Origin of the sequence: Candidatus Thiosymbion oneisti (assembly GCF_004359955.1) — a bacterium.
GTDB classification, from domain to species: Bacteria; Pseudomonadota; Gammaproteobacteria; order Chromatiales; family Chromatiaceae; genus Thiosymbion; species Thiosymbion oneisti.
Genome location: NZ_SMSC01000003.1, coordinates 117972 through 142261, shown reverse-complemented (window position 1 = coordinate 142261; position 24290 = coordinate 117972). Strand labels below are relative to the sequence as shown.

Annotated in this window: 24 protein-coding genes; 19 read left to right on the top strand and 5 right to left on the bottom strand. The window is 61.6% G+C overall.

Annotated elements, in window-relative coordinates:
- Positions 1-98: 98 nt before the first annotated feature.
- Genes E1958_RS02580 through E1958_RS02575 form a run of 3 tightly spaced genes read right to left on the bottom strand, consistent with a single transcriptional unit; the run spans position 99 to position 3785 of the window.
- Positions 99-542 carry an efflux RND transporter periplasmic adaptor subunit gene (locus E1958_RS02580; RefSeq protein WP_089729813.1) on the bottom strand — a complete coding sequence of 148 codons (444 nt, stop codon included), beginning with the start codon at positions 540-542 and terminating at the stop codon, positions 99-101.
- Positions 539-661: a hypothetical protein gene (locus E1958_RS21595; RefSeq protein WP_279381366.1), complete on the bottom strand. Its 123-nt coding sequence runs from the start codon at positions 659-661 to the stop codon at positions 539-541. The genes E1958_RS02580 and E1958_RS21595 overlap by 4 nt, the downstream gene beginning before the upstream one ends.
- A complete protein-coding gene (locus E1958_RS02575; RefSeq protein WP_133510468.1) occupies positions 651-3785 on the bottom strand; it encodes an efflux RND transporter permease subunit in 3135 nt (1044 codons plus the stop codon). Before E1958_RS02575 ends, E1958_RS21595 begins: the two co-directional genes overlap by 11 nt.
- A 1013-nt stretch (positions 3786-4798) precedes the next feature.
- Here E1958_RS02575 and E1958_RS02565 point away from each other — a divergent pair.
- The 19 genes from E1958_RS02565 to E1958_RS02480 all read left to right on the top strand — a co-directional run bounded on the left by E1958_RS02565 (position 4799) and on the right by E1958_RS02480 (position 23454).
- Positions 4799-5779: an MBL fold metallo-hydrolase gene (locus E1958_RS02565; protein ID WP_133510466.1), complete on the top strand. Its 981-nt coding sequence runs from the start codon at positions 4799-4801 to the stop codon at positions 5777-5779.
- Between the two features lie 73 nt (positions 5780-5852).
- Complete coding sequence (locus tag E1958_RS02560; RefSeq protein ID WP_133510465.1) at positions 5853-7226, top strand: YeeE/YedE thiosulfate transporter family protein; 1374 nt, start codon at positions 5853-5855, stop codon at positions 7224-7226.
- A 163-nt stretch (positions 7227-7389) separates the two neighbouring features.
- Positions 7390-8139, top strand: coding sequence for a GNAT family N-acetyltransferase (locus E1958_RS02555; RefSeq protein ID WP_424945063.1), 750 nt, complete (start codon positions 7390-7392; stop codon positions 8137-8139).
- Positions 8140-8507: 368 nt separating this feature from the next.
- Positions 8508-9269 (top strand): lysophospholipid acyltransferase family protein, encoded by a 762-nt coding sequence (locus tag E1958_RS02550; RefSeq protein ID WP_243725222.1) that lies wholly within the window; start codon positions 8508-8510, stop codon positions 9267-9269.
- A gap of 294 nt (positions 9270-9563) precedes the next feature.
- Complete coding sequence (locus E1958_RS02545; protein ID WP_133510462.1) at positions 9564-10241, top strand: IS1595 family transposase; 678 nt, start codon at positions 9564-9566, stop codon at positions 10239-10241.
- A 162-nt stretch (positions 10242-10403) separates the two neighbouring features.
- On the top strand, positions 10404-11357 hold the full coding sequence (gene gshB / locus E1958_RS02540; RefSeq protein WP_133510461.1) for a glutathione synthase: 954 nt from the start codon (positions 10404-10406) through the stop codon (positions 11355-11357).
- A gap of 136 nt (positions 11358-11493) precedes the next feature.
- A complete protein-coding gene (locus tag E1958_RS02535) occupies positions 11494-12468 on the top strand; it encodes an energy transducer TonB (protein WP_207787571.1) in 975 nt (324 codons plus the stop codon).
- A gap of 64 nt (positions 12469-12532) precedes the next feature.
- Positions 12533-13096 (top strand): YqgE/AlgH family protein, encoded by a 564-nt coding sequence (locus E1958_RS02530; protein WP_089729255.1) that lies wholly within the window; start codon positions 12533-12535, stop codon positions 13094-13096.
- Entirely contained in the window at positions 13097-13501 is a 405-nt protein-coding gene (gene ruvX, locus E1958_RS02525) for a Holliday junction resolvase RuvX (protein WP_133510460.1), read from the top strand.
- A gap of 70 nt (positions 13502-13571) precedes the next feature.
- Entirely contained in the window at positions 13572-14585 is a 1014-nt protein-coding gene (locus E1958_RS02520) for a DUF2169 family type VI secretion system accessory protein (RefSeq protein ID WP_133510459.1), read from the top strand.
- Positions 14582-15631: a hypothetical protein gene (locus tag E1958_RS02515; protein WP_133510458.1), complete on the top strand. Its 1050-nt coding sequence runs from the start codon at positions 14582-14584 to the stop codon at positions 15629-15631. The genes E1958_RS02520 and E1958_RS02515 overlap by 4 nt, the downstream gene beginning before the upstream one ends.
- Positions 15622-16773 (top strand): DUF4150 domain-containing protein, encoded by a 1152-nt coding sequence (locus E1958_RS20745; RefSeq protein WP_133510457.1) that lies wholly within the window; start codon positions 15622-15624, stop codon positions 16771-16773. The genes E1958_RS02515 and E1958_RS20745 overlap by 10 nt, the downstream gene beginning before the upstream one ends.
- Before the next feature lie 12 nt (positions 16774-16785).
- On the top strand, positions 16786-17721 hold the full coding sequence (locus E1958_RS02505; protein WP_133510456.1) for a type VI immunity family protein: 936 nt from the start codon (positions 16786-16788) through the stop codon (positions 17719-17721).
- A 1-nt stretch (position 17722) separates the two neighbouring features.
- Positions 17723-18658 carry a type VI immunity family protein gene (locus E1958_RS02500; protein WP_133510455.1) on the top strand — a complete coding sequence of 312 codons (936 nt, stop codon included), beginning with the start codon at positions 17723-17725 and terminating at the stop codon, positions 18656-18658.
- A gap of 106 nt (positions 18659-18764) precedes the next feature.
- Positions 18765-19331, top strand: coding sequence for a bifunctional pyr operon transcriptional regulator/uracil phosphoribosyltransferase PyrR (pyrR, locus tag E1958_RS02495; protein WP_133510454.1), 567 nt, complete (start codon positions 18765-18767; stop codon positions 19329-19331).
- On the top strand, positions 19328-20314 hold the full coding sequence (locus E1958_RS02490) for an aspartate carbamoyltransferase catalytic subunit (protein ID WP_133510453.1): 987 nt from the start codon (positions 19328-19330) through the stop codon (positions 20312-20314). Before pyrR ends, E1958_RS02490 begins: the two co-directional genes overlap by 4 nt.
- A 224-nt stretch (positions 20315-20538) precedes the next feature.
- Positions 20539-20874 carry a hypothetical protein gene (locus E1958_RS20740; RefSeq protein WP_141699027.1) on the top strand — a complete coding sequence of 112 codons (336 nt, stop codon included), beginning with the start codon at positions 20539-20541 and terminating at the stop codon, positions 20872-20874.
- 69 nt (positions 20875-20943) lie between these two features.
- Positions 20944-22239 carry a dihydroorotase gene (locus E1958_RS02485; RefSeq protein WP_133510452.1) on the top strand — a complete coding sequence of 432 codons (1296 nt, stop codon included), beginning with the start codon at positions 20944-20946 and terminating at the stop codon, positions 22237-22239.
- Positions 22240-22572: 333 nt separating this feature from the next.
- Positions 22573-23454, top strand: a complete 882-nt coding sequence (locus E1958_RS02480; RefSeq protein WP_133510451.1) for a dihydroorotate dehydrogenase electron transfer subunit — start codon at positions 22573-22575, stop codon at positions 23452-23454.
- A 91-nt stretch (positions 23455-23545) separates the two neighbouring features.
- Here E1958_RS02480 and E1958_RS02475 read toward each other — a convergent pair whose 3' ends face one another.
- Positions 23546-23755, bottom strand: a complete 210-nt coding sequence (locus tag E1958_RS02475) for a hypothetical protein (protein WP_133510450.1) — start codon at positions 23753-23755, stop codon at positions 23546-23548.
- A 2-nt stretch (positions 23756-23757) separates the two neighbouring features.
- Complete coding sequence (locus tag E1958_RS02470) at positions 23758-23871, bottom strand: type II toxin-antitoxin system HigB family toxin (RefSeq protein WP_279512408.1); 114 nt, start codon at positions 23869-23871, stop codon at positions 23758-23760.
- Positions 23872-24290: the final 419 nt, after the last annotated feature.

Sequence of the window (24290 nt, the reverse complement as noted above, 5' to 3'; positions counted from 1 at the left end):
GTTGACATTTTTTAGCCGCAAATAAACGCAAATGGACGCAAATTGAATCGATTCCGAATTTGCGTTTTTTGCGTTCATTTGCGGCTAAATCTTCCATACTAATGCCCGATCTCGAACTCGGCCCCGAACAGCTCGGGCGCGCCGACGATCACGACCTGGGTGCCGGGCTCGGGACCCGTGTGCAGGTAGAGCTGATCGCCCTCGATGCGGTCGACCTCGACCCTGGCCCGTTTAAAGACCATGGGCTGGGGGCTGGCGTAGACCCACTCGCCGCCCCCGGCGTCATAGAGCAGCGCGCCGTAGGGGGCGACGAGCCGGTCACCCTGCCGGGTCACCTCGGCCAGCTGAATGCCCAGACGCTCCGCCGCCCGGTCGGTCAAGGTGATCCGGCTAATGCCCGAATCCCCGCTGGGCTCCACGGTTGCCGGGTGGATCTTGTGGTGTTCCGCATCGTGGGACGAGTCCCCACACCCGGCGAGCAACAGGGCGGTTGCCGGAATTGCTGCCATCGTCATCCATCGATTGAAGCGCTGCATTTTCATCTTGTACTCTCCTGTTCGGTTCCGAAGTTGCCCATTGCTTGCCCGTCCGCGACCCGGGGACCACGCAGGTCCCCGCCGGTCGCGCCCATATGCCTTGCCTGCAACGGATCACTTTTCATCGGGAACGGCCTCCAGCAGGTTCTCGAAATCCTCTTCGGACCTGGCCTCGGATCCAAAGCCGAGATACAGCAAGGGTAGTACGAACAGGATCATCCCCAGGGTGGTTACCAATCCGCCGAGTGCAGCGCCGGCCAAGGGTCCGGCAATCTCCATGCCGGCACTGGCGTGCAGCAAGGCGAACGGCAGCAAGGCGGCGGCGGTGACCAGGATGGTGGCGACGGCGGGGATAGCATTTTCAAAAGTGCCGCGCGCCACCAGCTCCGCGCCGAATGCCACACCCTCACGCCGCTCCAGCCGCTCGAAATGCAGGTACAACTTGATGGCGAGCCGCGCGGCCAAGGCCGTGACCAACAGCAGGCCCAGGAGCGAGCCGAGTGAGAACTCGGCACCGGTGAGCAGCACCACCAGGATCCCGCCGAGCACCGAGACCGGCAGACTCAGCACCAGGACTGCGGCCAACCGCCAGCTGCGTAAGGCCGCTTGGATCACCAGGAAGATACCGATCAGCGCGGTGAGGACCGCGGCCAGGACCTGCTGCTTCCCGGCGGCGAAGAACCGGTAGTCGCCCAGGACCTCCGCGTGGTACTCCAGGGGGAAGGAATAGGCCTCGAGACGGGCCTGGATCTCGTTTGCCACCTCGGCGATCCCGCGCCCGAAGATGTCGGCCTCCACATCCACATAGCGCGCTACGCCCTCGCGACGGATCACGGTCGGATGAGGCTTGACACCCACATCCGCGACCTGCTTGAGCCGGATGTATTGCCCGGTCGGGGTTTCGATCAAGAGATTCTCGATGTCGGACAGGCTGGAACGGGTGTCCGGCGTACCCCAGACCACGACGTCGAAGACCTTCTTTTCTTCGAACAGGCTCCCCACCTCCAGGCCCGAGAGCAGGGTCGCGGCGGCCCGTCGCACATCACCCGGCTTGATGCCGTATTCCTGCGCGCGCTCCAGGTCTACCTGGATCTCCACTGTCGGCTCGATCGGGGCGCCCTTGATCTCGAGCTCGGCGATGCCCTCGATGTTACCGAGCACATCCTTGACCTTCTGGGCCTCCCGCGCCAAGACATCGGTGTCCTGCCCATAGACCCGGACCACGAGCGTGTCGTCCTCCTCGGCCCGGACCGCGGCGATGCGTTCCTCCGAATAGGTGGTCAGGTCCACATCGAGCCCCGGATAGCCCTCGATGACCGACTCCACTGCCGCCAGTGTGGCGTTGTAGTCTGCCTCCGGATCCACATTGGCCCAGACCTGGGAGGCGTTGATCCCGACGATCAGGTCGGAGGTCACCGCACGGCCGACATGGGCGCCGACGTTGTCGACCCCCGGAATCTCGCCCAGCTCCCGCACCAGCTCACCGGTAATGCGGCTCATGGCCGGCTGGGAGGTACCCGGCTTGGCGTTCCACTGGATCAACAGGTCGCGTTCCCGAAACTCGGGTATCAGCTGATCCGAATGCACGAACGGGATACCGACCGCCACCGCGAGCAAGGCAATACCCGCAATGGCATAGACCTTGCCGGAGGCGGCGGAAAAACCCTCGGCGATCTTCTTGGTTGATCCTTGCAGTGCCTTCGAGAGTGGGGAATGCCGGATCTCACGGGGTTCCTTGGGAAAGATCAGCAGGCACAGCGCCGGGGTCAAGAGCAAGGCAACCGCCAGCGAGGCGACGACCGCGATCGCGTAATACAGACCGACCGAGTGGAAGAACGCGCCCAGGACCCCGGAAACGAAGAGGAACGGCAGCACCAGCAGCAAGACGACCAGGGTGGCGGAGGCCATGGTCCCCCGCATCTCGGAAGCCGCATCGAGGATGGCCGTCCAGACCCCCTTGCCCTCCGGTCGCTCACCGGCAAGGCGGTGGCGGATGGCATGCGTATCCAGGACGGCGTCGTGCACGATGACGCCTGCCGCCGTCATGATCCCTGTCAAGACCAGGATGTCCAGCCTAGCGCCGGTGATGAACAGCACAAACCAGACCACCATGAGGGAAGTCGCGGTGGATATGACCACGATCAGGGTCATCCGCCAGTCGAGGAAGAACAGCAAGAGCGTGATCGCCGCCAGCAGGATGCCGATCGTCACTGCCGTGTTCAGGTTATCGACGGCATCTTCGATGAAGCTCGCGGGACGGAAGAGCTCGGTGTCGATCTCGATACCCTTCAAGCCGGGTCGCAGGTCATCGAGGGCCTTCTCCACCTCACGGGTCACCTCGAGGGTGTTGGCCCAGGGGAACTTCTCGATGACCAGCATGATACCGCTGTCGTTACCGACGATGGCGTCTCCGATCAAGGGCTGGTGGCTCTCGACCACCTCGGCCACATCTCCGAGGCGCAGATCCTTGCCTTCGATGGTAACTTCAGACAGGCCCTCCGGCGAGACGATGGGAAGGACGTGACGTACCCCCAGGCGTTGGTTGGGTGTATCGATGAATCCGCCCGTACCCGGATAGGCCGCATCGAGAAAGCTCAGCGGTGAGACCCAGAGCGCGTTACCGGTGGTCGCGACCAGATCACGCAGGCCCACGTCCGCCTCCTTGATCCGATCCGGGTCTACGTGGACCTGAAGCTGACGCTTGCGCTGGCCCCAGATCGAGACATGCGCGACGCCGGGCACCCCCATCAGGCGGGGGCGGATGTTCCACCGGGCCAGCACCGACATCTCGATCAGCGACAGCTCGTCCGAGCGCAGCCCGACCTTGAGTACGCGGCTGGTGGACGAGACCGGCTGCAGCATCACCGGTGCCTTGGAGACGTTGGGCAGGCCGTGGGCCTGGGTCAGCTTCTCCTGCACCATCTGCCGCGCTTCCATAAGGTCGGTACCGGGCTGGAAGATCAGCTCGATGGATGACACGGATGGGATGGATTCGGAGCGAATCCTATCCAGCCAGGCGACCCCGTTGAGCAGGTCCGCTTCTAGTGGGACCGTGATCAGCTGCTCGACCTCGGCGGCCGACAGCCCCAGGGCCTCGGTCTGGATCTGGACGGTCGGTGGTGAGAATTCAGGCAACAGATCGGTCGGCAAATCCCCTCGCTTTGCGAAACCGATGGTTATCAAGGCCACGGCGGCCACCAGGAACAAGAAACGCAGCCTTAGACTGGATCGAACTAAGAACCGGAACATAAGCTCACACTCCTTCGCCAAACACTCTGGCGGATGAAATCCAACAACCCCGTCAAGAAATCAACCTACGGTTCTGGTGAAGATATGCCGCTACCCGTGGATTCCTGGCCCCGATGCCGATTACTCGTACCCGATAGCGACCCCGATAGCGACGTGGCACCGCAAGATCGATCGGATAGAGGGGACCGCGACCCCCATGTGCCCATCGAACCATGCGTACGGCTCTTCACATGTTTCGTCTCAGAAGCTGTCTGGTTAGAACGGAGCCTAGCGTCGTGTTGCGTTACGCCATGCAACCTACACTTATAGGCGAGGTCCGCGCGTGCAGGCTGCGCGGGGGATCATATGGGTGTAGGTTGCGTTAAGACGCTGGCACTGACCTGGCCGTGGACCAATGAGCCGTTGGGCGTCGAACGCAACATGTCAAGTCCCCCAAACAGCGCCAAACAATTCAGGATTGCTTTTAACCAGACAGCTTCTCAGTATGGAAGTGAAACCTCCTCCTGCTCAGTTACAATCGTAAATCAAACCAAGTATAGAACAAACGATCAGAAAAACAGGGCAAGGCGTATTTCCTGACTCATAGCAATGAAATATGCCCGGTTCCGGCGTATCCATGCTGTGCGAAGATTGTCACCAGCGGTGGGGCACGCAGGTTGTTCAGGATGTGGCGAAACCGGTCAGCATCAGGGTAGCTCTGCGAGAACGAGTTCCAGATTCGGCGCACACGGATACGCCGTTGTGCACCGATCTTCAGGAGCTTGCGGCGGGTGCTGCCGCACTGGGCATGGGCAGGTGCCTGCCAGCCCGAAACAGCGCCGGGCATACAAAACAGGAGGCGAAACGGACAGCAGCGGATCCAGGCGGATCACCAGGTCCTCCAGAAGTTGTCTGGTTAAACTTTATACACACTTGGCAACCGTGATCCGCAACATCGCAATCCGGACCATATTCTCAGCGGTGATGGCCAGGATTTCATACACAAACCCGACCCGCTTACAGGTATCTTAACCATGAACGAATCCCACTACGAAGAAGTCGCCGCTGGTATCTATTGCATCGAGACCGGCTTGTACCGCCCTGGCCTGGCTGCCTGCTATCTGATCCGCGCGGGCGATCGCCTGGCGTTCGTGGAAACCGGCACCGCGCGCTCGGTGTCCCGCATGCTGGCCCTGGTCTCCGCCCTCGGGCTCACGCCGGAGGCCGTCGATTATGTCATCCCTACCCATGTGCACCTGGATCATGCGGGCGGCGCCGGTGACCTCATGGCCCGCTGCCCCAAGGCCCGGCTGGTGATCCATCCTAAGGGCGCGGACCACATGCTGGATCCCTCCAAGCTGGTGGCCGGAGCTACCGCCGTTTATGGGGCGGAGGAGTTCGCTCGGCACTTCGACACCCTGACGCCGATCCCCGCGGAGCGCGTCATGGTGGCGGAGGACTCGCTGGTGATCGACCTCAACGGGCGTCCGCTGACCTTTATCGACACCCCGGGGCACGCCAACCACCACGGCTGTATCTTCGACGAGCACACCCGCGGCTGGTTTACGGGTGATACCTTCGGCATCGCCTACCCGGAGCTCCACACGCCCGACGGTCCCTTCCTGTTTGCCCCCACTACCCCCGTCGCCTTCGATCCTGATGCCTGGCAGAAAAGCCTGGACAGACTCATGGGCTACAACCCAAAGGCCGTCTATCTGACCCACTATGGGCACCTCGATGACCCCCAAGCGTTGGAAGAGGAGCTACGCCGGAGTATCCGTGACTTCACCGAGCTGGCGTTAGCGGAGGAAGGCAATGAGCAGGCAGGGCGTAGCGAACGGCTGCGAGCAGGTGTCGCGGAGCAGCTGCTTGGCCGCACCCGGCGCCAGGGCTGCGCACTGGACGAGTCCCGAATCCGCGCCGTCCTCGAGGTCGACATCGCCCTCAATGCCCAGGGGCTGGAGGTGTGGCTAGCGCGGCGGGCCAAGCAGGCGGCCGAGAAGGCCAATGCTTGAACTTACCGGCCCGGCGAGCTTATAGGTGTCGAGTCCCGCGAGATGAGCAGATGATTTCAAACGAGATGAGCAGATGATTTCAAAATTGATCAGGCAACAATGGCCTTTTTGGTTGGGTGGGGTGTTGGTCGGGATCGCGGAAATCCTCTACTACATCCACTCGGACCATTACGACTTTATCGTGGTCACCACCGGCTTTGCCCAGATGTATGCGGCGAGCGAGCAGCTCTTAGGTCTGGACTGGGTCGGCCGGGTTTACGAGCCCGGAATCCACTGGACTATTATCGGCGCCTTGCTCGGGGCCCGGCTCGTGGGTCTCGGTGAGGGGGAGATGCGCAGCTGGGTACGCTATGACAAGAGGATGCTTGCGCTCGCCTTCATCGGCGGTCTGCTGTTCTCATTCGGCACCCGGCTTGCCGCGGGATGTACCACCCATCACTTCGTCGGCGGTATCCCCGCCATGAGCATTGCCTCCTGGGTCGTGCTCCTGAGCGGGATCCCCTGTGCGTTCCTGGCCTTCCGATTCGCCCTCCGGACCGGCTTGGGAGGCTACTTCCGGCACCAGGAGACAAGGGAGATCGCGGCCCATTGCTACTGCCACCCCGAGCACCATAATCCCTGTTACGACCCGGACTACAGCCCGTGGCGCGATCCGGCCCGCTGGCTCATGAACGGGATACTGATCGTCTTTCTCGGGGTGCCGCTGGTCTTGGCCGTTTTCGGGGATGCTATCCAGGGGGCGGTGAGTCAGATCGGCTGGTCGGAAGTGATCTGGCTGGCAGCGCCGGGAATCCTGCTCGGCATCGGTATCGCCAAGTGCGGCTTCGGTACCGAGTGCTCCGTGATGGCGCCCGAGTCGGTCTTCATGCAGCAGGAGACCTCCCGTGCCCAGGGGGTTCCACTCTGCACCTTCCGCATGTTCCGCAGCATGCTGCCGCTCCAGGGATTCATGGCCGCCATCGTGTTGTTCAACCTCTATATCCTGGGTGCTTGGCTGTTGGGTAAAGGTAGTATCCCGAATGCGGCGGGGGAGCAGGGGCTCTATTGGGGCCACCTCGTGGGCGGCCCCCTGCTCGCCGTGGGCGCCGTATTCATGGTCGGCTGCGAGGTGCGCACCTACGCGCGCCTCGGACTCGGGTACATGACGGCCCTGGCGGCACTGCCCGGATTCTTTATCGGCTATATACCCTACACCCTGTTCCGGGAGCAGATCGATGGGCTGCTGCTGGCGGACGGTCTTACCGACTACATCACGGTTGCGGAATGGGCCGCCTCCACCCTCGGGGGTAGCGAGGAGGTCTGGAGTATCGCCTACAGCCTGGTGCTCATCGGGATCCTGGTCCTGAGCTTCGATGCCGGTCGGCGTTTCCTCGGGGTCGGGTTCAAGGAGATCATGCTCAAGAACACCGATGACCTGGTCTATAAACCGGAGATGGGTACCGGCTGATTGGGCGCCGAGCCTCGACACGAGACAGGATTGGTTGCAAAATCGTATCCAAATCTCCTGTCATCCTTTCCTCATGAATCGGACCCAGGTTCGAAACAAGGCACGAGTATCCTCTCTATGATTTGGTTTGTTCCGAGGGTACGCAGTGGGGTTGAGCGCGTCGGTGTCGTCCATCAAGCATAGCAGCCGCCTGTTCGTGGAACTTGCCCGCGGAGCGGACGATGTCCGGGAGGCCCAGGCCCTACGCTACCGGATCTTCGGCGAGGAATGGGGGGTGACCTTGAAAGGTGGCGAGACCGGCCTGGATAGCGATGAGTTCGACCCCTATTGCCGGCACCTGTTAGTACGCGAATCCGAAACCGGCCGCGTAGTGGGTTGTGCCCGCCTCCTCACCGATCGGAATGCGGCTCTTATCGGGCGTTTCTACTCGGAGAACGAGTTTGATCTGAGGGCCATTCGGGCACTGCCGGGCCGGATGCTGGAGGTAGGCCGTACCTGTATCGCCTCCGAGTACCGCCAGGGCGCTGCGATCGCAGTACTCTGGTCCGGTCTGGCCAGCTTCGTCAATCTGCACGGGTACGATTACCTGTTCGGCTGCGCCAGTCTGCCGTTGGGGGAACAGGACATGCAAGCGGTGGCAATCATGAACCGCCTGCGCCATCAGGCCATGGCGGCCCCTGAGATCCGGGTGACCCCGCGGATACCTTTACGGGCCTCTCCCGTACCGAACGATGTGCTGGATGCCCCCCTTCCCCCGCTCCTCAAGGCTTACGTGCGTTTGGGTGCCAAGGCGTGTGGCGAGCCTTACCGCGATGCGGATTTCGGGGTCGCCGACGTGTTGATGCTGCTCGATATGAACGACCTCGATCCTGCGTATTCCCGCCATTTCATGGAACGCGCCGACCGGCCTTGACAGCATGCCGAGTCTCAACCCACATATCTCACCGGGGCGGCTGGCGGCACTTCAGTTTCCATTTATTTCAATGGGTTATGGGTTAATTTCTCAATTGCCACAACAAACAGTGTGTGATTGCCGCCAGCCTATCACCATCCTGGCGGTTCGCGCTCACGCCGTCTTGTCCGCTCCCGCGGACTCAGCCCCTCTGTGCTGATCGGCGTTGGCGGTTAGCCTACCGAGGCGCTTAATCGACGCTGGAGCGTCGGGATCTGCTCCCACGCTGGAGCGTGGGGAGCCAGCCGAATATCAATGTGTTAGTTTTTAGGCAGCCTCTTAAGTCCTGGTGGCGGTTGCTGCGCGTTAGCGAGCACCTGCTTACAGGCGTGACGATTATCTTGGGCGTTGCCCTAGGGCGGCATTTCGGGTTGCGGGCGGTATGGCTCCCGGAGGTGGTGCGTTGGTGGCATGCGCGCCTTTGTCGCGCGCTCGGCGTGCACATGCAGGTGACGGGCGAGCTCGTTCCCAACGCACTGCTGGTGGCAAATCATGTCTCCTGGCTGGACATTCCAGTGCTGGGCTCCCAGGCGCGGATCGATTTTCTGTCCAAGTCGGACATCAAGGCTTGGCCCCTGATCGGCTGGATGGCGGAGATAGTCGGCACTCTCTTCATTGTCCGCGGTGCTAACCAAACGGACGTTCTCATCCCCGAGATCGGTGAACGTGTGCAAAGGGGTAGACACGTGGTGATCTTCCCCGAAGGCACTACTACCGACGGTTCCCGGCTGCACCGCTTTCATCCGCGATTGCTCGCTGCCGGCCAGCTCGAGGGAGTATTGATCCAGCCGGTCGCCCTGCGCTACGGCTCCAACCCTGCGCCGGACCCGGTCGTCCCTTTCATCGGTAATGATGTCCTGCTGCCCCACCTGATGCGGTTAGCGCGCCATCCGGGTTTGCAGGTGCATATCCGGGTGCTTCCGCCGCTGGACGGCAGCGCGCTTTCGCGTCGGCACATCTCCGAGTACTGTCGTCATTCCATCGGTGAGGCACTCGGCCTGGAGACGGTTGACGCGCGTTCGCCCCCAGCCGACCAGAAGGCGGCGCAGCAACCGGTCTCCTCTACGACTCCGTTTGTCGAAACTACCTGAGCGGGAAAGTTAGAATGATGGGTGGAACCGAACGCAGATCTCGCAGATTCGCGTGGTTTAGAGTCCCCGATAGGGAATCTGTAAACCCCTCGCCTTTAGGCGACGGACAAGGAGCCTTGAGATTAAGCTCGTTGGATTGAGGATTACAAGCGGGGTTCCCACACAGCCAGGGACTGTAAGAGACTACCTTTATAGGCAGTCTCTCAGCCCATAGTGGTTGATTTTGAATATCCGGAAAAATAAGAAAGGGTCTAGATAACTTTAGCATCTGCAACTTGATGCTAAGGTTATGTAATGAAAGGAAAAAACAGGTATTTTAGGCGTTCACACCTTTCAGAGGCTAAATGCAGGGCAATTGTACGCTATTTTACGCACGATTTACCGGCTTCAAAAATTGCGGAGTTGAGTGATGTAAGCCGCCCGACGATTAATCAGCTATTGATGAAATTACGCATCAGAATCGCCCAGGTTTGTGAAGCATCCTCGCCTTTATCGGGTGAGATTGAGGTCGATGAATCCTATTTCGGTGCCCGGCGTGTTCGTGGCAAAAAAGGTCGCGGGGCCGGGGGGAAAACGATTGTCTTCGGGATCTTGGAACGGCACGGAAAAGTCTACACGGAAATCGTCCCGGATGCCTCCAAAAAGCAGCTACAGGCTGCGATCCGGGGCAAGGTATCCCTCGACAGCATCATCCACTCGGACGGCTGGAGAGGCTATACTGGGCTAGTAGACATGGGTTACAAAAAGCATTTCCGCGTGCATCATGGTAAGCATGAATTTGCCCGCGGCAATTGCCACATCAATGGCATCGAATCATTTTGGTCGTATGCTAAACGAAGGCTCGCAAAGTTCAATGGTGTTCCCAGAAAAACATTTCATCTACACCTCAAGGAATGTGAGTTTAGATTTAATCACCGAGCGGAAAATCTCTATGATAGAATACTAATTCTGCTGAGAGAAAACCCACTCTAAAGTTATCTAGACCCTAAGAAAAACATACAACAGGCTTATAGATTATACGAATTGGAGCATCGGTATAACGATTTCGGTCACATCTCTAATTATTATTCGGTAGCCCTGACCAAGCGCCTGGGCGTCCTGACGGCACAATCCGGGATGCGGTAAGATAGGGAGATGCAGCGAGAGATCGGTGTCGTCATGGACCCCATGGGGTCCATCAAGATTGCGAAGGACAGCACCTTCGCCATGCTGTTGGCCGCGGGTCGCAGGCAATGGCGTATCCAGTACATGGAGCTGTCCGACCTGTTTCTGCGCGACGATCGCGCCTGGGCGCGGATGCGGGAGGTCCAGGTTTGGGACGATGCGGCGCTCTGGTACCGCTTCTGCGGCGAGCAGACACGTCCGCTGGATACCCTGCCGGTGATTCTGATGCGCAAGGACCCGCCATTCGACATGGAGTACATCTATGCGACCTATCTGCTCGAACGGGCCCAGGCCAGGGGCGTCCGGGTCGTCAACGATCCGCGCAGCCTGCGCGACGCGAACGAAAAGCTCTTCATCCTGCAATTTCCCCACTGTTATCCGCCGATCTTGGTCACGCGGCGCAACGCGGACATCGCGGAGTTCCTCGCCCGGCACGGGGAGGTCATACTCAAGCCCCTCGACGGTATGGGGGGCCGCTCCATCTTTCGGGTACCGGCCGCGGATCCGAACTTCAATGTGATTGTCGAGACCCTGACCGATCACGGCAATCGGTTCTGCATGGCCCAGAAATTCATCCCTGAAATCGCGGACGGCGACAAGCGCATCCTGCTTATCGACGGCGATCCGGTGCCCTATGCCCTGGCCCGCATACCCAAGCCCGGCGAGACCAGGGGTAACCTCGCCGCTGGGGGGACCGGCGTCGGGCAATCCTTGACCGAGCGTGACCGCTGGATCACCTCCCAGATCGGACCCGAGCTGCGCCGGCGCGGCATCCTGTTTGCCGGTCTCGACGTGATCGGCGACTATCTGACCGAGATCAACATCACCAGCCCGACCTGCATCCGGGAGTTGGATGCCTGGTTCGGGCTCGACATCGCAGGTAACCTGATGACCAAGCTAGCGGAACAGATGGGTGCCGATTGAGGAGGGAGGTTGCCTGCAGGCACTTCGACACGGACCTGGATGTGGAACCCGGCTCGCTTTTTCCCGCTAACTCCCGAAATCCGCCGCTAACTCCCAAAATCCCGGGGAACCACGGATGACGACCAGGACTGGGGACATGCCTCGATTATGGGTAGACAATGCCGCTACCGATGCTTCGGTGGGCCCTTTCGGCGCGGCCCTGCTGATCGCCGGCCTCATCCACCTGATCCTGATCCTGGGTGTGGACCTGGCATTTCCGAAGGCGAGTTCCGGCACGCAGGCCATGCGTCCGCTCAAGATCATGGTGCTGCAACGGACGGGGGCGCTGAACGAGAGGCCTGAGATCGCCGATGCCTCCGCCCCGCCCGATCCCGTGGTAAGCAATGGCGAGGGAGCCCCGGAGGCCGATGACCCGACCAGCCTCGAGCCGGCACCGGAGATACCGGGGCTCGATCTCCTGCCCACCCTGGGGGAGACGCTTTCGGCATCGGTCTCGCCGCCGCTACCCAGGCCCACCGGGCCAGAAGCCACGGTAACGGGGCAACCCGTGGAGCCGGTGTTTTCTGCAAACCCCCAGCCCAGGTTGGAACCCGAGCCACAGTCCATACTCGGACCCCAAGCGTTGGAGCCCCCCTTCCCCGAAACCGAGCTACCCCAAGTCAAGGCGGCCGAGATTCTGGCTAGTCGTAACCTGGAGGTCGCCGCGCTGACGGCCAGGGTTCGGCATGGCTCCACCGCTTCTGCGGACCGCCCGCGGCGCAAGGCCATCGGTGCCGGTACCCGCGAGTATAAGTATGCAAACTACCTGGAGGCCTGGTGTCGGAAGGTCGAGCGCGTGGGTAACCTGAATTACCCCGAGGAAGCGAAACGCCGCAAGCTGTACGGCAACCTCACCCTGCAGGTTGCACTGCGGGCCGACGGTAGTCTTGAGCGGGTGCGGGTTCTGCGCTCCTCCGGCTTCGAGCTGCTCGATGAGGCCGCCGTTAAGATCGTCGAGCTGGCTGCCCCGTTCTCACCCTTTCCCCCCGCCATCAGGGCCGAAACCGACATGCTGGATATTACGCGCACCTGGCGGTTCCTGAGCAGCAACCGTCTCGGTTGGGAACGCTGATGGGGACGTGCCTTCTAAGGCATCCGGGCTTGCCACTGCCCCGGTCCGATTGGATACTATGGTTATGTCCTTTGCGACGTCCCTGACCAATCACTTTCTGATCGCGATGCCGGGTCTGCAAGACCCGAATTTCTCGCGTACGGTCACCTATGTCTGCGAGCATACGGAGCATGGGGCCATAGGCATCGTGATCAACCGGCCCATGGACATTCGCTTGGGCGAGATGCTCGATCAGCTCGATATCGCGAGCAACGACCGCCGGGTGCTCGAGGCTGCGGTGTATCTCGGGGGACCCGTGCAGCCGGAACGCGGATTCGTGCTCCACTCCGCCGCTGAAGGGTTCGACTCGACCCTCAGCATCACCCCGGAAATCAGCGTAACCACCTCCCGAGACATCCTCGAGGCCATCGCCGACGGCAAGGGTCCGACCCACAGGTTGATCGCCCTGGGTTATGCGGGCTGGGGTGGGGGGCAGCTCGAACAGGAAATAAGCGCTAATGCCTGGCTAAACGGCCCCGTGGACGAGGAGATTATCTTCCGCCTGCCGGCCAGTGCCCGGTGGCAGGCAGCGGCCCATCTGCTGGGAATCGACATGAACCTGCTAAGCGGCGAGGCCGGACACGCCTGAATGGGTGCCCTGCTCGGCTTTGACTTCGGCCCGCGCAAGATCGGTGTCGCCGTCGGCCAGCTGGTCACCCGCTCGGCCTCGGCCCTCACCACCATCCGCAGCCACCGGAACGGGCCGGACTGGGCCGGAATCGAGCAACTGGTACGCGAATGGCAGCCGACGGGGGCGGTAGTCGGCCTACCTTTCAATATGGACGACACAGAGAGCACGACGGCCCCGGGGGCCCGACGCTTCGCTCGTCAGCTTGAGGAGCGTTGTGGACTCGAAGTGCACCTTGTGGACGAACGCCTTACGTCGCTGGAGGCGCGCCGGCGGCTCGGTCGGGACGCCGTTTCTCTGGAGGCGATCGACGCGCTGGCGGCCAAGCTGATCCTGGAGACCTGGCTGACGGATAGGGCGAGTTAGGCGATTGGGTCAAGGGGACAGCAATCGACATCAACTAGCCGCTGTCGTTGCGAATAAGCGGGATACCTTGATGTGGGAGTTGATCAACCAGACCCCCTACGCGGCCGAGCGCGGCTTCGTGCGCGACCATGACGGCGGCGAGGTCTGGATCGTCCTGGTTAAGGCGACCTTCGAGCTGAGCCCCGACGGCAGCCTGCAACCCGCGGCGGAGCAGCCGCCGGTCGACCTGGAACCGGTCTACCGCGACTCACCGGCAGGATTCTATCTGCGGCGCGACACCGCTTTGATACCGACCAAACCCGGCACCGAGATCCTGATCGAAGGCTCGGCCTGCGCCCCGAGAGGTCGGAGCGTCAGCGAGATGGAGGTCGGATTCCAGATCGGGCCGCTCCGCAAACGCTTGCACGTGCTCGGGAACCGACGCTGGCTTTATGGATTCAGCGGCCCGGTGCTCAGTAAGCCGGAACCCTTCTCGCGCATGCCCATCTGCTACGAGCGCGCCCTCGGCGGTCTGGCCGGTCACGACCCCGAGACCGCACCCGTGCCCAATCCCTACAATCCGGTCGGAACCGGCCATGCGCTCCGCAAGAAGCATCTACCCGGTACCGCCGCACCGAATATCGAGCAACCCGGCGCCACTGCTTCGGACTGGGCGCGACAAAGCCCACCCGCCGGCTTCGGTCCCGTCGCCCGGCACTGGACCCCGCGACGCGAGCTGGCTGGCACCTTCGACGCTGCCTGGTCTCGGACGCGCCAACCGCTGCTGCCCGAAGACTTCGATGAGCGTTTCTATTTCAGCGCCCCGACCGATCAACGCTTCAAGGGTTTTCTCCGTGGCGGCGAGCCGATGACCCTGCATGGCTTGTCTCCCGATGGCGATATCCGGTTTCCGATCCCGAGCCTACCCCTGCATTGCCGGACGTCGCTGGCCGGCCAGGCACAACCGCACACGGGTCAGCTGCACGGCATTCTGGTCGATACCGATGCCATGCGTGTTGCCTGTCTGTGGCACAGTCGCCTGCGCTGTCATGGCCGCGACCACCTGATCGAGCGGACCCATCTCACCTTGGCGGATAGCTCATGAACATAGCCATTGCTGCCGTCGGCGCTCGCACCGCGGTGGGCTACACTGTGGCCCCGAGCGCCGCGGCGGTGCGCGCGGACATCGCCAACTTCAACGAGCACCCCTATCTGGTGGACCAACAAGGCGAGCCGATGGTGCTGGCCGCGGCGCCAGAGCCACCGCGTAGCCAGTACCTCGGCGAACGGCTCCGGTATTTGCTCGACGCCGCCCTGACGGACCTGGAGAGCAGCCTGCCGGGACCTCTCGGCTCGCTACCGCTGGTGTTGGCGCTGCCGGCAGACCGTCCGGGACTACCCCCGGACTTGGCGCACCGGATTGTCGCTGCGCTGACCGCGCGGTCCACCGACCACCTCCGGTCCGCGCGCTGCGAATCCCTTACTGCCGGCCAGGCCGGCGGGCTCACCGCCATCATTCACGGCGTCGAGCTGATACGCCGGGGCAATCCGTTGGTGGTGGTCGCCGCCGCCGACTCCTGGCTGCACCCGCAGACCCTCGGATGGCTCGACCGCTGCGGCCGCCTGCACACCCCGGCCATGCCCTGGGGCTTCGTCCCCGGCGAGGCCGGTGGCTGCTGCCTGCTGGCCGACCAGCAGCTGCTCGCACAACTCGGCCTGCCTTGCTTGGGGATCATCGAAGGAGTCGGGACCGGTACCGAGCCCCACCCGCTGGGAAGCAACGCCCCCTGCGTTGGCACGGGCCTGACCGAAGCGCTCCAGGCCGCCCTCGACGGCATCCCCGAGCAGGGCGTCGAGGCCATCTACTGCGACCTCAACGGCGAGCGCCACCGTGCCGACGAAGCGGGCTTTGCCCTGGCGCGGATCGGCGAATCACTCCGCGATCCCGACGCCATCTTCGTCCCGGCCACCTGCTGGGGCGATGTGGGCACGGCCGGCGGTATCCTCTTCGTCGCCCTGGCCGCCGCCGCGCACCAGAGACGCTATGCCCGCTGGCGACGCGCGCTCCTGTTCTGCAGCAGTGACGGACCCGAGCGCGCCGCCATGCTGCTTGCCGCCCCGCCCACATCCGAGAGTTACCTATGGCCCTGACCATCAAAGTCAATGGACTCACCCTGTGCCACAAAGGCAGCGGCGGCATCTCCACCGCCACCGCGCCGGATGTCTGCAAGACACCTGCGCCCGGCGGGCCGGTACCCATCCCTTATCCCAACATCGCCCTCTCCAAGCAGCTGCGCAAGGGCACCAAGACCGTCAAGGTCGACGGCGGCAACCCGGTAGCCGTCAAGGGCTCGTACTTCGCCCCCAGCACCGGCGACGAGCCCGGCACCGCCGGCGGCGTCAAATCCGGCACCTTCAAGGGCAAGGCGACCTGGCTCAGCTTCTCCCCGGACGTAAAGATGGAGGGCAAGCCTGTCTGCCGCCTGACCGACAAGATGCTGATGAACGACGGCAATACGGTGAATCTGGCGGGGCTGATCCAGGCCCCGCTCGAAGCCTGGCCCGAGCTGATGGCAATCTGCGCACTGATCTGCCAATGCGACAAATTGCCCATAGCCTCCGCATCCGGAGAATCCGAACTCAAACAGGAATGCGTCGAGAAGGCATTGATCGCCGCCGACGATGCCGCCGGCGGCATGAGCCCGATCAAGGCGGAAATTCCTTACAACATGACAACAGTGCCGCCCACACCAATTACGACGCGGCAAATGCCCGGCCTTTTGCGTGCTACTCAATATCTTCCAAGAAGAATGAAAGAGCTTGGCCTGCGCGCCGCCGGGGAAAATGGGGGGATCTATCAGGTACGCATCCCGGATGCCGTTGTCACGAGAACCCCCCAGGACATCTCCAACAAGGCCTTGACCGCTCCAAATCTAAAATCCGTAGTCGAGATCAAATTCAACTACCAACCGCGGGATCAAGAGCAACTCGACGATTACGCGATTATTGCCGGCGGTGAGGACAAGGTTGTCGAGCTGTCTCCCGCGGAATGTCGGTGTGGCCTGCCGGAACCTGAACGGGCGTCTGCACTGGAGAAGGTGCGCGAAAAGGTGCGCGAACGCACCCCAAGCCGCGTTGAGGTGCCGATGCGACAACCCGACTGGGTTGAGCGCACCATCGAGAGCGTAAAAACCGCCACCGGACTGACCGGGGCTGCACTCATCGCCTATCTGATCATTTCAGAGGGCTCTCGAATACTTTTTCCACCAAGAAACCTGATCCCCGTTCCTTGAGATTACTCGACCATGAACTTTTACCAGACCTCGCCCCAGGCCCTCGAGCAATTCTTCCCCCAAGACGACCAAGGCTACGCCCTGACGGCCTTCGGGTTCTATTTCAGCTTCCGGTTCCCGGATGGCTATCGCCGCGAGCTGCGCCGACGCTGCGCCGAGATCTGCGCCGACTATTGGCGCCTCTGCGGCCGGCACCTGGTCTGGATGACCGAGCCAAAAACCAAGTATTGGCAGCGGATACCCGACGGCTACGCCATGCAGCAATGGCTCCAAGCCTTCCCGGATGAAGACTGGGTGTGGCAAATACTGTTCCACTCCGGACGTATCCCGAGCGAGGCAGCGGAATATCAAATCACCGGTCTCGGCAAGAGCACCCAAACTTTTTCTTATAGCCGTTTGACACTCATCCTGCCCGCAACCTGGTTTGCCCAAAATCCGGGCCAGCACCCCATCGAGCTTTTTTTGCGCTGGTCGGCGATACTGCAGGCCCGCGACGGCAGCGCCGGGCTTGGACTGGTCCCTCCCGAGGATACGCCCAAGCGTGGGCGGACATCCAAGTTGGCTGCGGCCTTTCGACAGCAGTTCCCCGGCGCCGAACTGGTCAATCCCCTGGGTCAACAAAACATGTTTTGGGGTCTCCTCTCCGTCAACTGGCTGACCATGATTGGCTCCGAGTGTATAGAAAAGCTCAGTGGAGTTGCGGGTATCAAGGCACGGCTTGCTGGCGAGGAGCTCGGCAGCGAGATCGGCATTCATGAATATCCCGGCGGCATGATCTTTTCTGCCGGTGAAGCGCCGCTCTTGTACCAGGACGACGAAATCGGGCAGCCACCCCTGGTTTACGGGCCGGTCGCCAGATTGCTCAAGCCGTTACGGACCAGTGAGCCTTGGGGTTCATGGGGCCTGCCGGAAGAGGAGTGCCTGGATTGGCTCGCGAGGTTCGATTGAATTGAAAAACCTGTTTTCGTCCCAGGCCCTCGAGCAATTCTTCCCCGAAGACGAAGAAGGCTATGCCCTGACGGCCTTCGGGTTCTATTTCAGCTTCCGGTTCCCGGACGGCTATCGCCGCGAGCTGCGCCGCCGCTGCGCTGAGATCTGCGCCGACTATTGGCGTCTCTGCGGCCGGCACCTGGTCTGGATGATTACACCAAAGACCTGCCTCTGGCAGCAGATACCCAATGGCTACTCCATGCAACAATGGTTGCAGGGCTTTCCGGATCAGGACTGGGTCTGGTCGATGATCTTCCATTCCGGGCGGATCCCGAGCGAGGCAGCAGAGTATCAATGCGTCGGCCTTGGCAAGAGCACAAGGACCCATTCCTATAGCGATTTGACGCTCATCCTGCCCGCAACCTGGTTTGCCCAAAATCCGGGCCAGCATCCCGTCGAGCTCTTCCTGCGCTGGTCGGCAATACTGCAGGCCCGCGACGGCAGCGCCGGACTCGGATTCATCCCGCCCGAGGATACGCCCAGGCGCGGGCGTACCTCCAAGCTGGCCGCCGCCTTTCGAAAGCAATTCCCTGGTGTCGAATTGGCCGATTACCTTGGACAGCACAACATGCTTTGGGGTCTCCTCTCCGTCAACTGGCTGACCATGATCGGCTCCGAGTGTATAGAAAAGCTCGGTGGAGTTGCGAGCATCAAGGCACGCCTCGCACATGAGGCGCTCGGCAGCGAGATCGGCATTCATGGGTATCCCGGTGGCATGATCTTTTCCGCCGGTGAGGCGCCGCTCTTGTACCAGGACGACGAGATCGGGCAACCACCCCTGGTTTACGGGCCGGTCGCTCGGCTACTCAGGCCCTTACGCACCACTCGGCCTTGGGGTTCCTGGGGCCTGCCAAAGGACGAGTGCCTGGATTGGCTCGCGCGATTCGATTTTTGAACAGATTCGGTTTGGAGCAGCAGACAATGCCTGCTTAGTATATGATCATGCGATACCTGAAACCTACACGCTCTTTGCGGTTCAAACTGTCCCGCAGTGAGAATATGTGAGCAACACTGACGTCTGGAAAACCGCCGCCGAGGTTGAAACCTGCATCCAAGGCATGGGCAACGACTTGACGACCCTGCTGGAGGTACGGCGGATCGACAAGCCCCTGATGATCGGTGTCCACACCGGCGGGGTCTGGCTGGCGCAATGCCTGCATGATCAGATCGCCCTCACCGATCCCTTGGGCCAGCTCGACATCTCCTTCTACCGCGACGATTTCACCCGCATCGGCATGCATCCGCAAGTGCACCCCTCCCGGCTCCCGGTGTCGGTGGACAACCGCCACATCATCCTGGTAGACGACGTGCTGCAGACCGGGCGCACTATCCGCGCCGCCCTGAACATCCTGTTCGACTATGGTCGACCGGCTTCAGTCCTGTTGGCTACCCTGGCCGAGCGCGACGGCCGAGAGCTGCCGATCGAGCCTAACTTAGTGGGATTACGGGCCCGTCTTGAGCCCGGACAACAGATCAAGCTCACCGGTCCGGACCCGCTCCAGCTCGTCCTGGGCCGGATACCACCGGGACGCGGTGGGAACAATGGGCCGGCGGCAGCGTCGTCATGACCCTATCCGATATCCAGCTCGACAGGCGGGGAAACCTCAAGCACTTCCTCACCATCGAGGGCTTGAGCCGTGAGCTTTTGACCGAGATCCTGGACCAGACCGAAGGCTTTCTCGGGGTTGCCGAGCAGGCGGTCAAGAAGGTCCCCCTGTGCCGAGGCAAGATCGTCGCCAACCTCTTCTTCGAGACCAGCACCCGCACCCGTACTACCTTCGAACTCGCCGCCAAGCGGCTTTCCGCGGATGTGCTCAACCTCAATATCGATACCTCGGCCACCGCCAAGGGGGAAACCCTGCTCGACACCCTGCGCAACCTGGAGGCCATGCACGTGGACATGTTCGTGGTGCGCCACGCCGTGAGCGGCGCGGCTCACTTCATCGCCGAACATGCGAATCCCCACATCAGCATCATCAATGCCGGCGATGGTCGCCATTCCCACCCCACCCAGGGGATGCTGGACATGTTTACCATCCGCCGACACAAGGGGGATTTCACTGATCTGTGCGTGGTCGTGGTCGGGGACATCTTGCACTCGCGGGTGGCGCGCTCTCAGCTCCTGGCGTTGAATACCCTCGGAGCCGGCGAGGTCCGCGTCATTGCCCCGCGGACCCTGATCCCCACCCATATGGAGACGCTGGGGGTCCGGGTCTTCCATGATCTGCGCGAAGGGGTGCGGGATGCCGACGTCATCGTCATGCTGCGCCTGCAGCGCGAACGGATGCGGGGGGCCATGCTCCCGAGTGAGCACGAGTACTTTCAGCTCTTCGGCCTCACCGAGGAGCGACTCAGTACCGCCAAACCGGACGCCATCGTCATGCATCCCGGACCCATCAACCGGGGGGTGGAGATGGCCTCCCAGGTGGCCGACGGCCGGCGCTCGGTGATCCTGGAGCAGGTCAGCAACGGCATCGCGGTCCGTATGGCGGTCATGTCCATGTGCATCGGGACCCAGAATCTGCACGCCCAGGAAGAAACACGGGGGTGACGGAACCGGAGGCTGTCGACATAGGTCTGAACCTGATAAGTGATAAGTGATAAGTGATAAGTGATAAGTGATAAGTGATAAGTGATGAAGTGGCAAGCTGCTCCCCATTCATCATTCATCATTCATCATTCATCATTCATCATTCATCATTCATCATTCATCACTCATCACCAGGGCAATTGTGAGCTATTTTGCATGCCGCCAAAATGCGGCGAGGAGGAATCATGAGCCTAGTTTCACCCAATCCCGCAGGAAACGTCCTGGGAGGTCTGCCCCTCGTCGGTGGCCTTCTGGGTGGTTCCCAGGGAGGTCTACCCCTCGTCGGTGGCCTTCTGGGCGGTTCCCAGGGAGGTCTACCCCTCGTCGGTGGCCTTTTGGGCGGCCTCCAGGGTACTCCGGCCCACCCGGGTATTCGGACCCTCCAGAATATTCGGACCCATCGGCATATTCGGACCGTCCGACATATTCGGACCATGCGGAATATTCGGACCTCTCTCCCCAGCGCCTCGCTCCTCGACCTCCTCCAGGGGGGCTCGATCCTCGGCGGTGTCTTGAAATAGGGTGCGGAGGTCAGGAATGGCAGGTCGGCCGTTCCCGACACGAAACCATCTTTTTATCCGAAAATTAAGATGAAACGGGGGACTAAAATCAGCATCTGTAACGGCCGCTTGGTAGATCCGGCGAACGGGATCGACGCCGAGTGCGACCTGCATATCGCCGACGGGCGGATTGCCGCCGTCGGCCCGGCGCCGGCGGGGTTTCGCGCCGACCGCACCCTGGACGCGCGGGGCCTGGTCGTTTGTCCCGGCCTGGTGGATCTGTGCGCCCGGCTGCGCGAACCTGGGTTCGAGCACAAGGCCACGATCGCCGGCGAGACCGCCGCGGCCGCCGCGGCCGGCATCACCACCCTGTGTTGTCCACCGGATACCCAGCCGGTCATCGACACCCCCGCGGTGGCCCAGCTCGTGGTCCAGACCGCCGAGCGTCACGGCCAGGCCCGGGTCGTGCCTGCGGGCGCCCTCACCCAGGGCCTGGGGGGCGAGCAGATCAGTGAAATGGCGGCGCTCAAGCACGCCGGATGTCCCGTCATGAGCCATGCCGATCGGCCGCTCAAGAACACCCTGGTCCAGCGGCGGGCGATGGAGTACGCAACCACCTACGGCCTCACCGTCTTTCTGCGCCCGGAGGACAAACACCTGCGGGATGGGGGGTGTGTCCACGAGGGTCGAGTGGCTACTCGCCTCGGGTTACCGGGCATCCCGGAAGCGGCGGAAACCGTCGCACTCGCGCGGGATCTGGCCCTCGCGGAACAGACCGGGGCCGGCATCCACTTCCGCTGCCTGTCCACCGGTCGCGCCACCCGCATGCTTGCCGAGGCGATCCAACGCGGCATCCGGGCGAGTGCCGATGTGAGTGCCCATCAGCTCTTCTTGACCGAAGACGACATCGGGGCGTTCGACAGCAACTGCCATGTCATACCGCCGCTGCGCACCAGCGAGGATCGAACGGCCCTGCGCGCCGCCCTGGCCCGGGGTGACCTAGCCGCCGTCTGCTCGGATCACCGCCCCCATGAGCAGGACGCCAAGCTGGCCCCGTTCCCCGCCACTGCGCCGGGTATCTCGGCCCTCGAGACCCTGCTGCCCCTCGTGCTGCGCTTGGTTGCCGAACAGGTGCTGGATCTGGCGACTGCGATTGCCCGGATCACCGTCGGACCGGCCCGGATCCTGCAATTGCCTGTGGGCCGGCTCGATCCGGGACGGGTCGCCGATGTCTGTGTCTTCGATCCCGACGCGTGCTGGACACCCTCGGCGTCGACCCTGGTCAGCGCCGGCCTCAATACCCCGTTTCTCGGCCAGGAACTCAAGGGGCAGGCAGCCTGGACCCTGCTCGCCGGCCGCGTCGTGTTCCAACGTGAGACCACCTGAACCCTTTTCTTCCCCGCCGGGGGAATTACACGACCACGGCATGTCAAGCACTACCTCATTTGGTAGTGGCTAAGGTCTGAATGACATCGCCGCTAGTATATGTTGGGCACGCCACAAGCTGCACCCCCTCTCCCCCCGAGGGTGTCGCAAAAGCCCCTCTCCCGCCGGGAGAGGGGTTGGGGAGAGGGGGTCAAAGGGCGAGGATCAGTGCCTTTTATGACACCCTCCCGGCGGGAGAGGGGATCAAATGAAGAAATAGGGCATAATCAACCGCTCTACGCTAACCATTTAAAAATTTACCACTACTAACATGGGAATCATTTTTTTGCCGCAATGTCATCGGTAGTTGAGAGCATCTATACTGGTATCTTTCTGGAAGACGCCGAGATCCTCAAGCAGGAAGCCTGTGCAGGCGATCAATTCCTACTGCGCTTGAAAGCCCCGGAGTGCGCGCGGTACGCCCGGCCCGGTTCCTTCGTGCATCTACAGTGCGATCCCCGGCTATCGATGCGCCGGCCGTTCTCGATCATGCGCGCGAGCCCGCAGGACAATCGGATAGAGCTCCTCTACAAGGCAGTCGGGAAGGGCACCCGACTCCTAGCCCTGAGGCAACCCGGTGAGCGCATCAGCCTGCTGGGACCCATCGGCCGCCCCTTCCAGCCACATCCCGAGCACCCGCGGCCCCTGCTCATCGGCGGCGGCGTGGGTATCCCCCCCATGATCTTTCTAGCCGACGCCCTGCGCTCGGATCGACGGTTCCGACCCTTCGCCGTCCTCGGCTCCGAGATCCCCTTCCCCTTCCAGCCGCGTCCTTCCCAGTACCTGGTTCCGGGCCTGCCGCCGCAGGTGATCGCCGCCATGCCCTTGCTCGACGATTGGAGCATACCCAACCGGCTCACGAGTCTTTCGGACTTTCCGGGCTGCTTCCGGGGTTATGTCACGGATCTGGCGCGGAAGTGGCTGGAAGGCCTGGACAAATCGGCCCGCGCCGAAGTCGAGGTCTTCGCCTGCGGCCCCCACGCCATGCTCGAAGCAGTCGCCACCCTGGCGCGCGAGCTCGGACTGCCCTGTCAAGTCTCCCTGGAGGAATTTATGGCCTGTGCCGTGGGCGGCTGCGCCGGCTGCGTCGTCCAGGTCCGGACCAAACAGGGACCGGCCATGCAGCGTGTGTGCGTGGACGGGCCTGTTTTCGACGCCTATGCCGTCTTCGGGTAGCAACAAACGAAATAGGTTCAACCCTGAAGTATCCCCAGAAAATAGCTTTTGAAATCAATCAGTTACTGAAAAAACCAGTGTTTAGTATGGGTCAGGCCACGCCTTGAGGCACAAGCGACTGATTCTGGGGTCGATTTCGTGGGGATACTTCAGGGTTCAACCGCAAAGGCACAAAGGGCGCAAAGGTTTTTTTAATCCACAGATTACGCAGATCGTACTCTTCCTCCGTGTGTGGCACGTAAATCATTCTGGCCATCGCTGGCCAAGCGTTGAGTGCCTTGTTCACTTCGATAGCTTGCATACCTACTCCTTCCACTTCCCTTGATCGTACTCCGCGTGTGTGAGCACCGCCCGGATGTAGAGCTTGCGACGATTGTAATGAATAGCTGCGATCAAGCGCACTTTGTTCCTGCTGATGATGTGGTAACCATCGATGATCCCACCTAACGGCTTGGCTCAGGCGCCCAATGCCGCATGGCACTGAGTTTGAAAGCTGCTGAGGAGCCGGACCGCGGCATTGGGTCGCTTGCAACCAAATGTTAGGCGAATGAACCGTGAAAAACGACCCATCAATTGAGCCTGACCCCTCTTCTCTCTCGGCCTTATAGTTTTTTAATCTCTTCGATTGAAAGTCCTGAAGTTTCAGCAATGATCGTTATGCTGGTCTCTTTTTGCTTCAATGCCTTTGCTATTTCAATCGCTTTTTCTCTCTGACAATCATGATGATCTAAATTGGCGGTTGACCGGGCTAGCTGGGAATCTCTAGGAAACTGTTAAATCACCTAAATATTTCAAATTGGTATGGCTTAATGTCGCCAATTTTATTTGATGATCAA

Bases quoted from the DNA above. Each gene is read 5' to 3' on its own strand.
- E1958_RS02580 (WP_089729813.1), bottom strand. From the start codon at position 542: ATGAAAATGCAGCGCTTCAATCGATGGATGACGATGGCAGCAATTCCG.
- E1958_RS21595 (WP_279381366.1), bottom strand. From the start codon at position 661: ATGAAAAGTGATCCGTTGCAGGCAAGGCATATGGGCGCGACCGGCGGG.
- E1958_RS02575 (WP_133510468.1), bottom strand. From the start codon at position 3,785: ATGTTCCGGTTCTTAGTTCGATCCAGTCTAAGGCTGCGTTTCTTGTTC.
- E1958_RS02565 (WP_133510466.1), top strand. From the start codon at position 4,799: ATGAACGAATCCCACTACGAAGAAGTCGCCGCTGGTATCTATTGCATC.
- E1958_RS02560 (WP_133510465.1), top strand. From the start codon at position 5,853: ATGATTTCAAAATTGATCAGGCAACAATGGCCTTTTTGGTTGGGTGGG.
- E1958_RS02545 (WP_133510462.1), top strand. From the start codon at position 9,564: ATGAAAGGAAAAAACAGGTATTTTAGGCGTTCACACCTTTCAGAGGCT.
- gshB (WP_133510461.1), top strand. From the start codon at position 10,404: ATGCAGCGAGAGATCGGTGTCGTCATGGACCCCATGGGGTCCATCAAG.
- E1958_RS02535 (WP_207787571.1), top strand. From the start codon at position 11,494: ATGCCTCGATTATGGGTAGACAATGCCGCTACCGATGCTTCGGTGGGC.
- E1958_RS02530 (WP_089729255.1), top strand. From the start codon at position 12,533: ATGTCCTTTGCGACGTCCCTGACCAATCACTTTCTGATCGCGATGCCG.
- ruvX (WP_133510460.1), top strand. From the start codon at position 13,097: ATGGGTGCCCTGCTCGGCTTTGACTTCGGCCCGCGCAAGATCGGTGTC.
- E1958_RS02520 (WP_133510459.1), top strand. From the start codon at position 13,572: ATGTGGGAGTTGATCAACCAGACCCCCTACGCGGCCGAGCGCGGCTTC.
- E1958_RS02515 (WP_133510458.1), top strand. From the start codon at position 14,582: ATGAACATAGCCATTGCTGCCGTCGGCGCTCGCACCGCGGTGGGCTAC.
- E1958_RS20745 (WP_133510457.1), top strand. From the start codon at position 15,622: ATGGCCCTGACCATCAAAGTCAATGGACTCACCCTGTGCCACAAAGGC.
- E1958_RS02505 (WP_133510456.1), top strand. From the start codon at position 16,786: ATGAACTTTTACCAGACCTCGCCCCAGGCCCTCGAGCAATTCTTCCCC.
- E1958_RS02490 (WP_133510453.1), top strand. From the start codon at position 19,328: ATGACCCTATCCGATATCCAGCTCGACAGGCGGGGAAACCTCAAGCAC.
- E1958_RS20740 (WP_141699027.1), top strand. From the start codon at position 20,539: ATGAGCCTAGTTTCACCCAATCCCGCAGGAAACGTCCTGGGAGGTCTG.
- E1958_RS02485 (WP_133510452.1), top strand. From the start codon at position 20,944: ATGAAACGGGGGACTAAAATCAGCATCTGTAACGGCCGCTTGGTAGAT.
- E1958_RS02480 (WP_133510451.1), top strand. From the start codon at position 22,573: ATGTCATCGGTAGTTGAGAGCATCTATACTGGTATCTTTCTGGAAGAC.
- E1958_RS02475 (WP_133510450.1), bottom strand. From the start codon at position 23,755: ATGCAAGCTATCGAAGTGAACAAGGCACTCAACGCTTGGCCAGCGATG.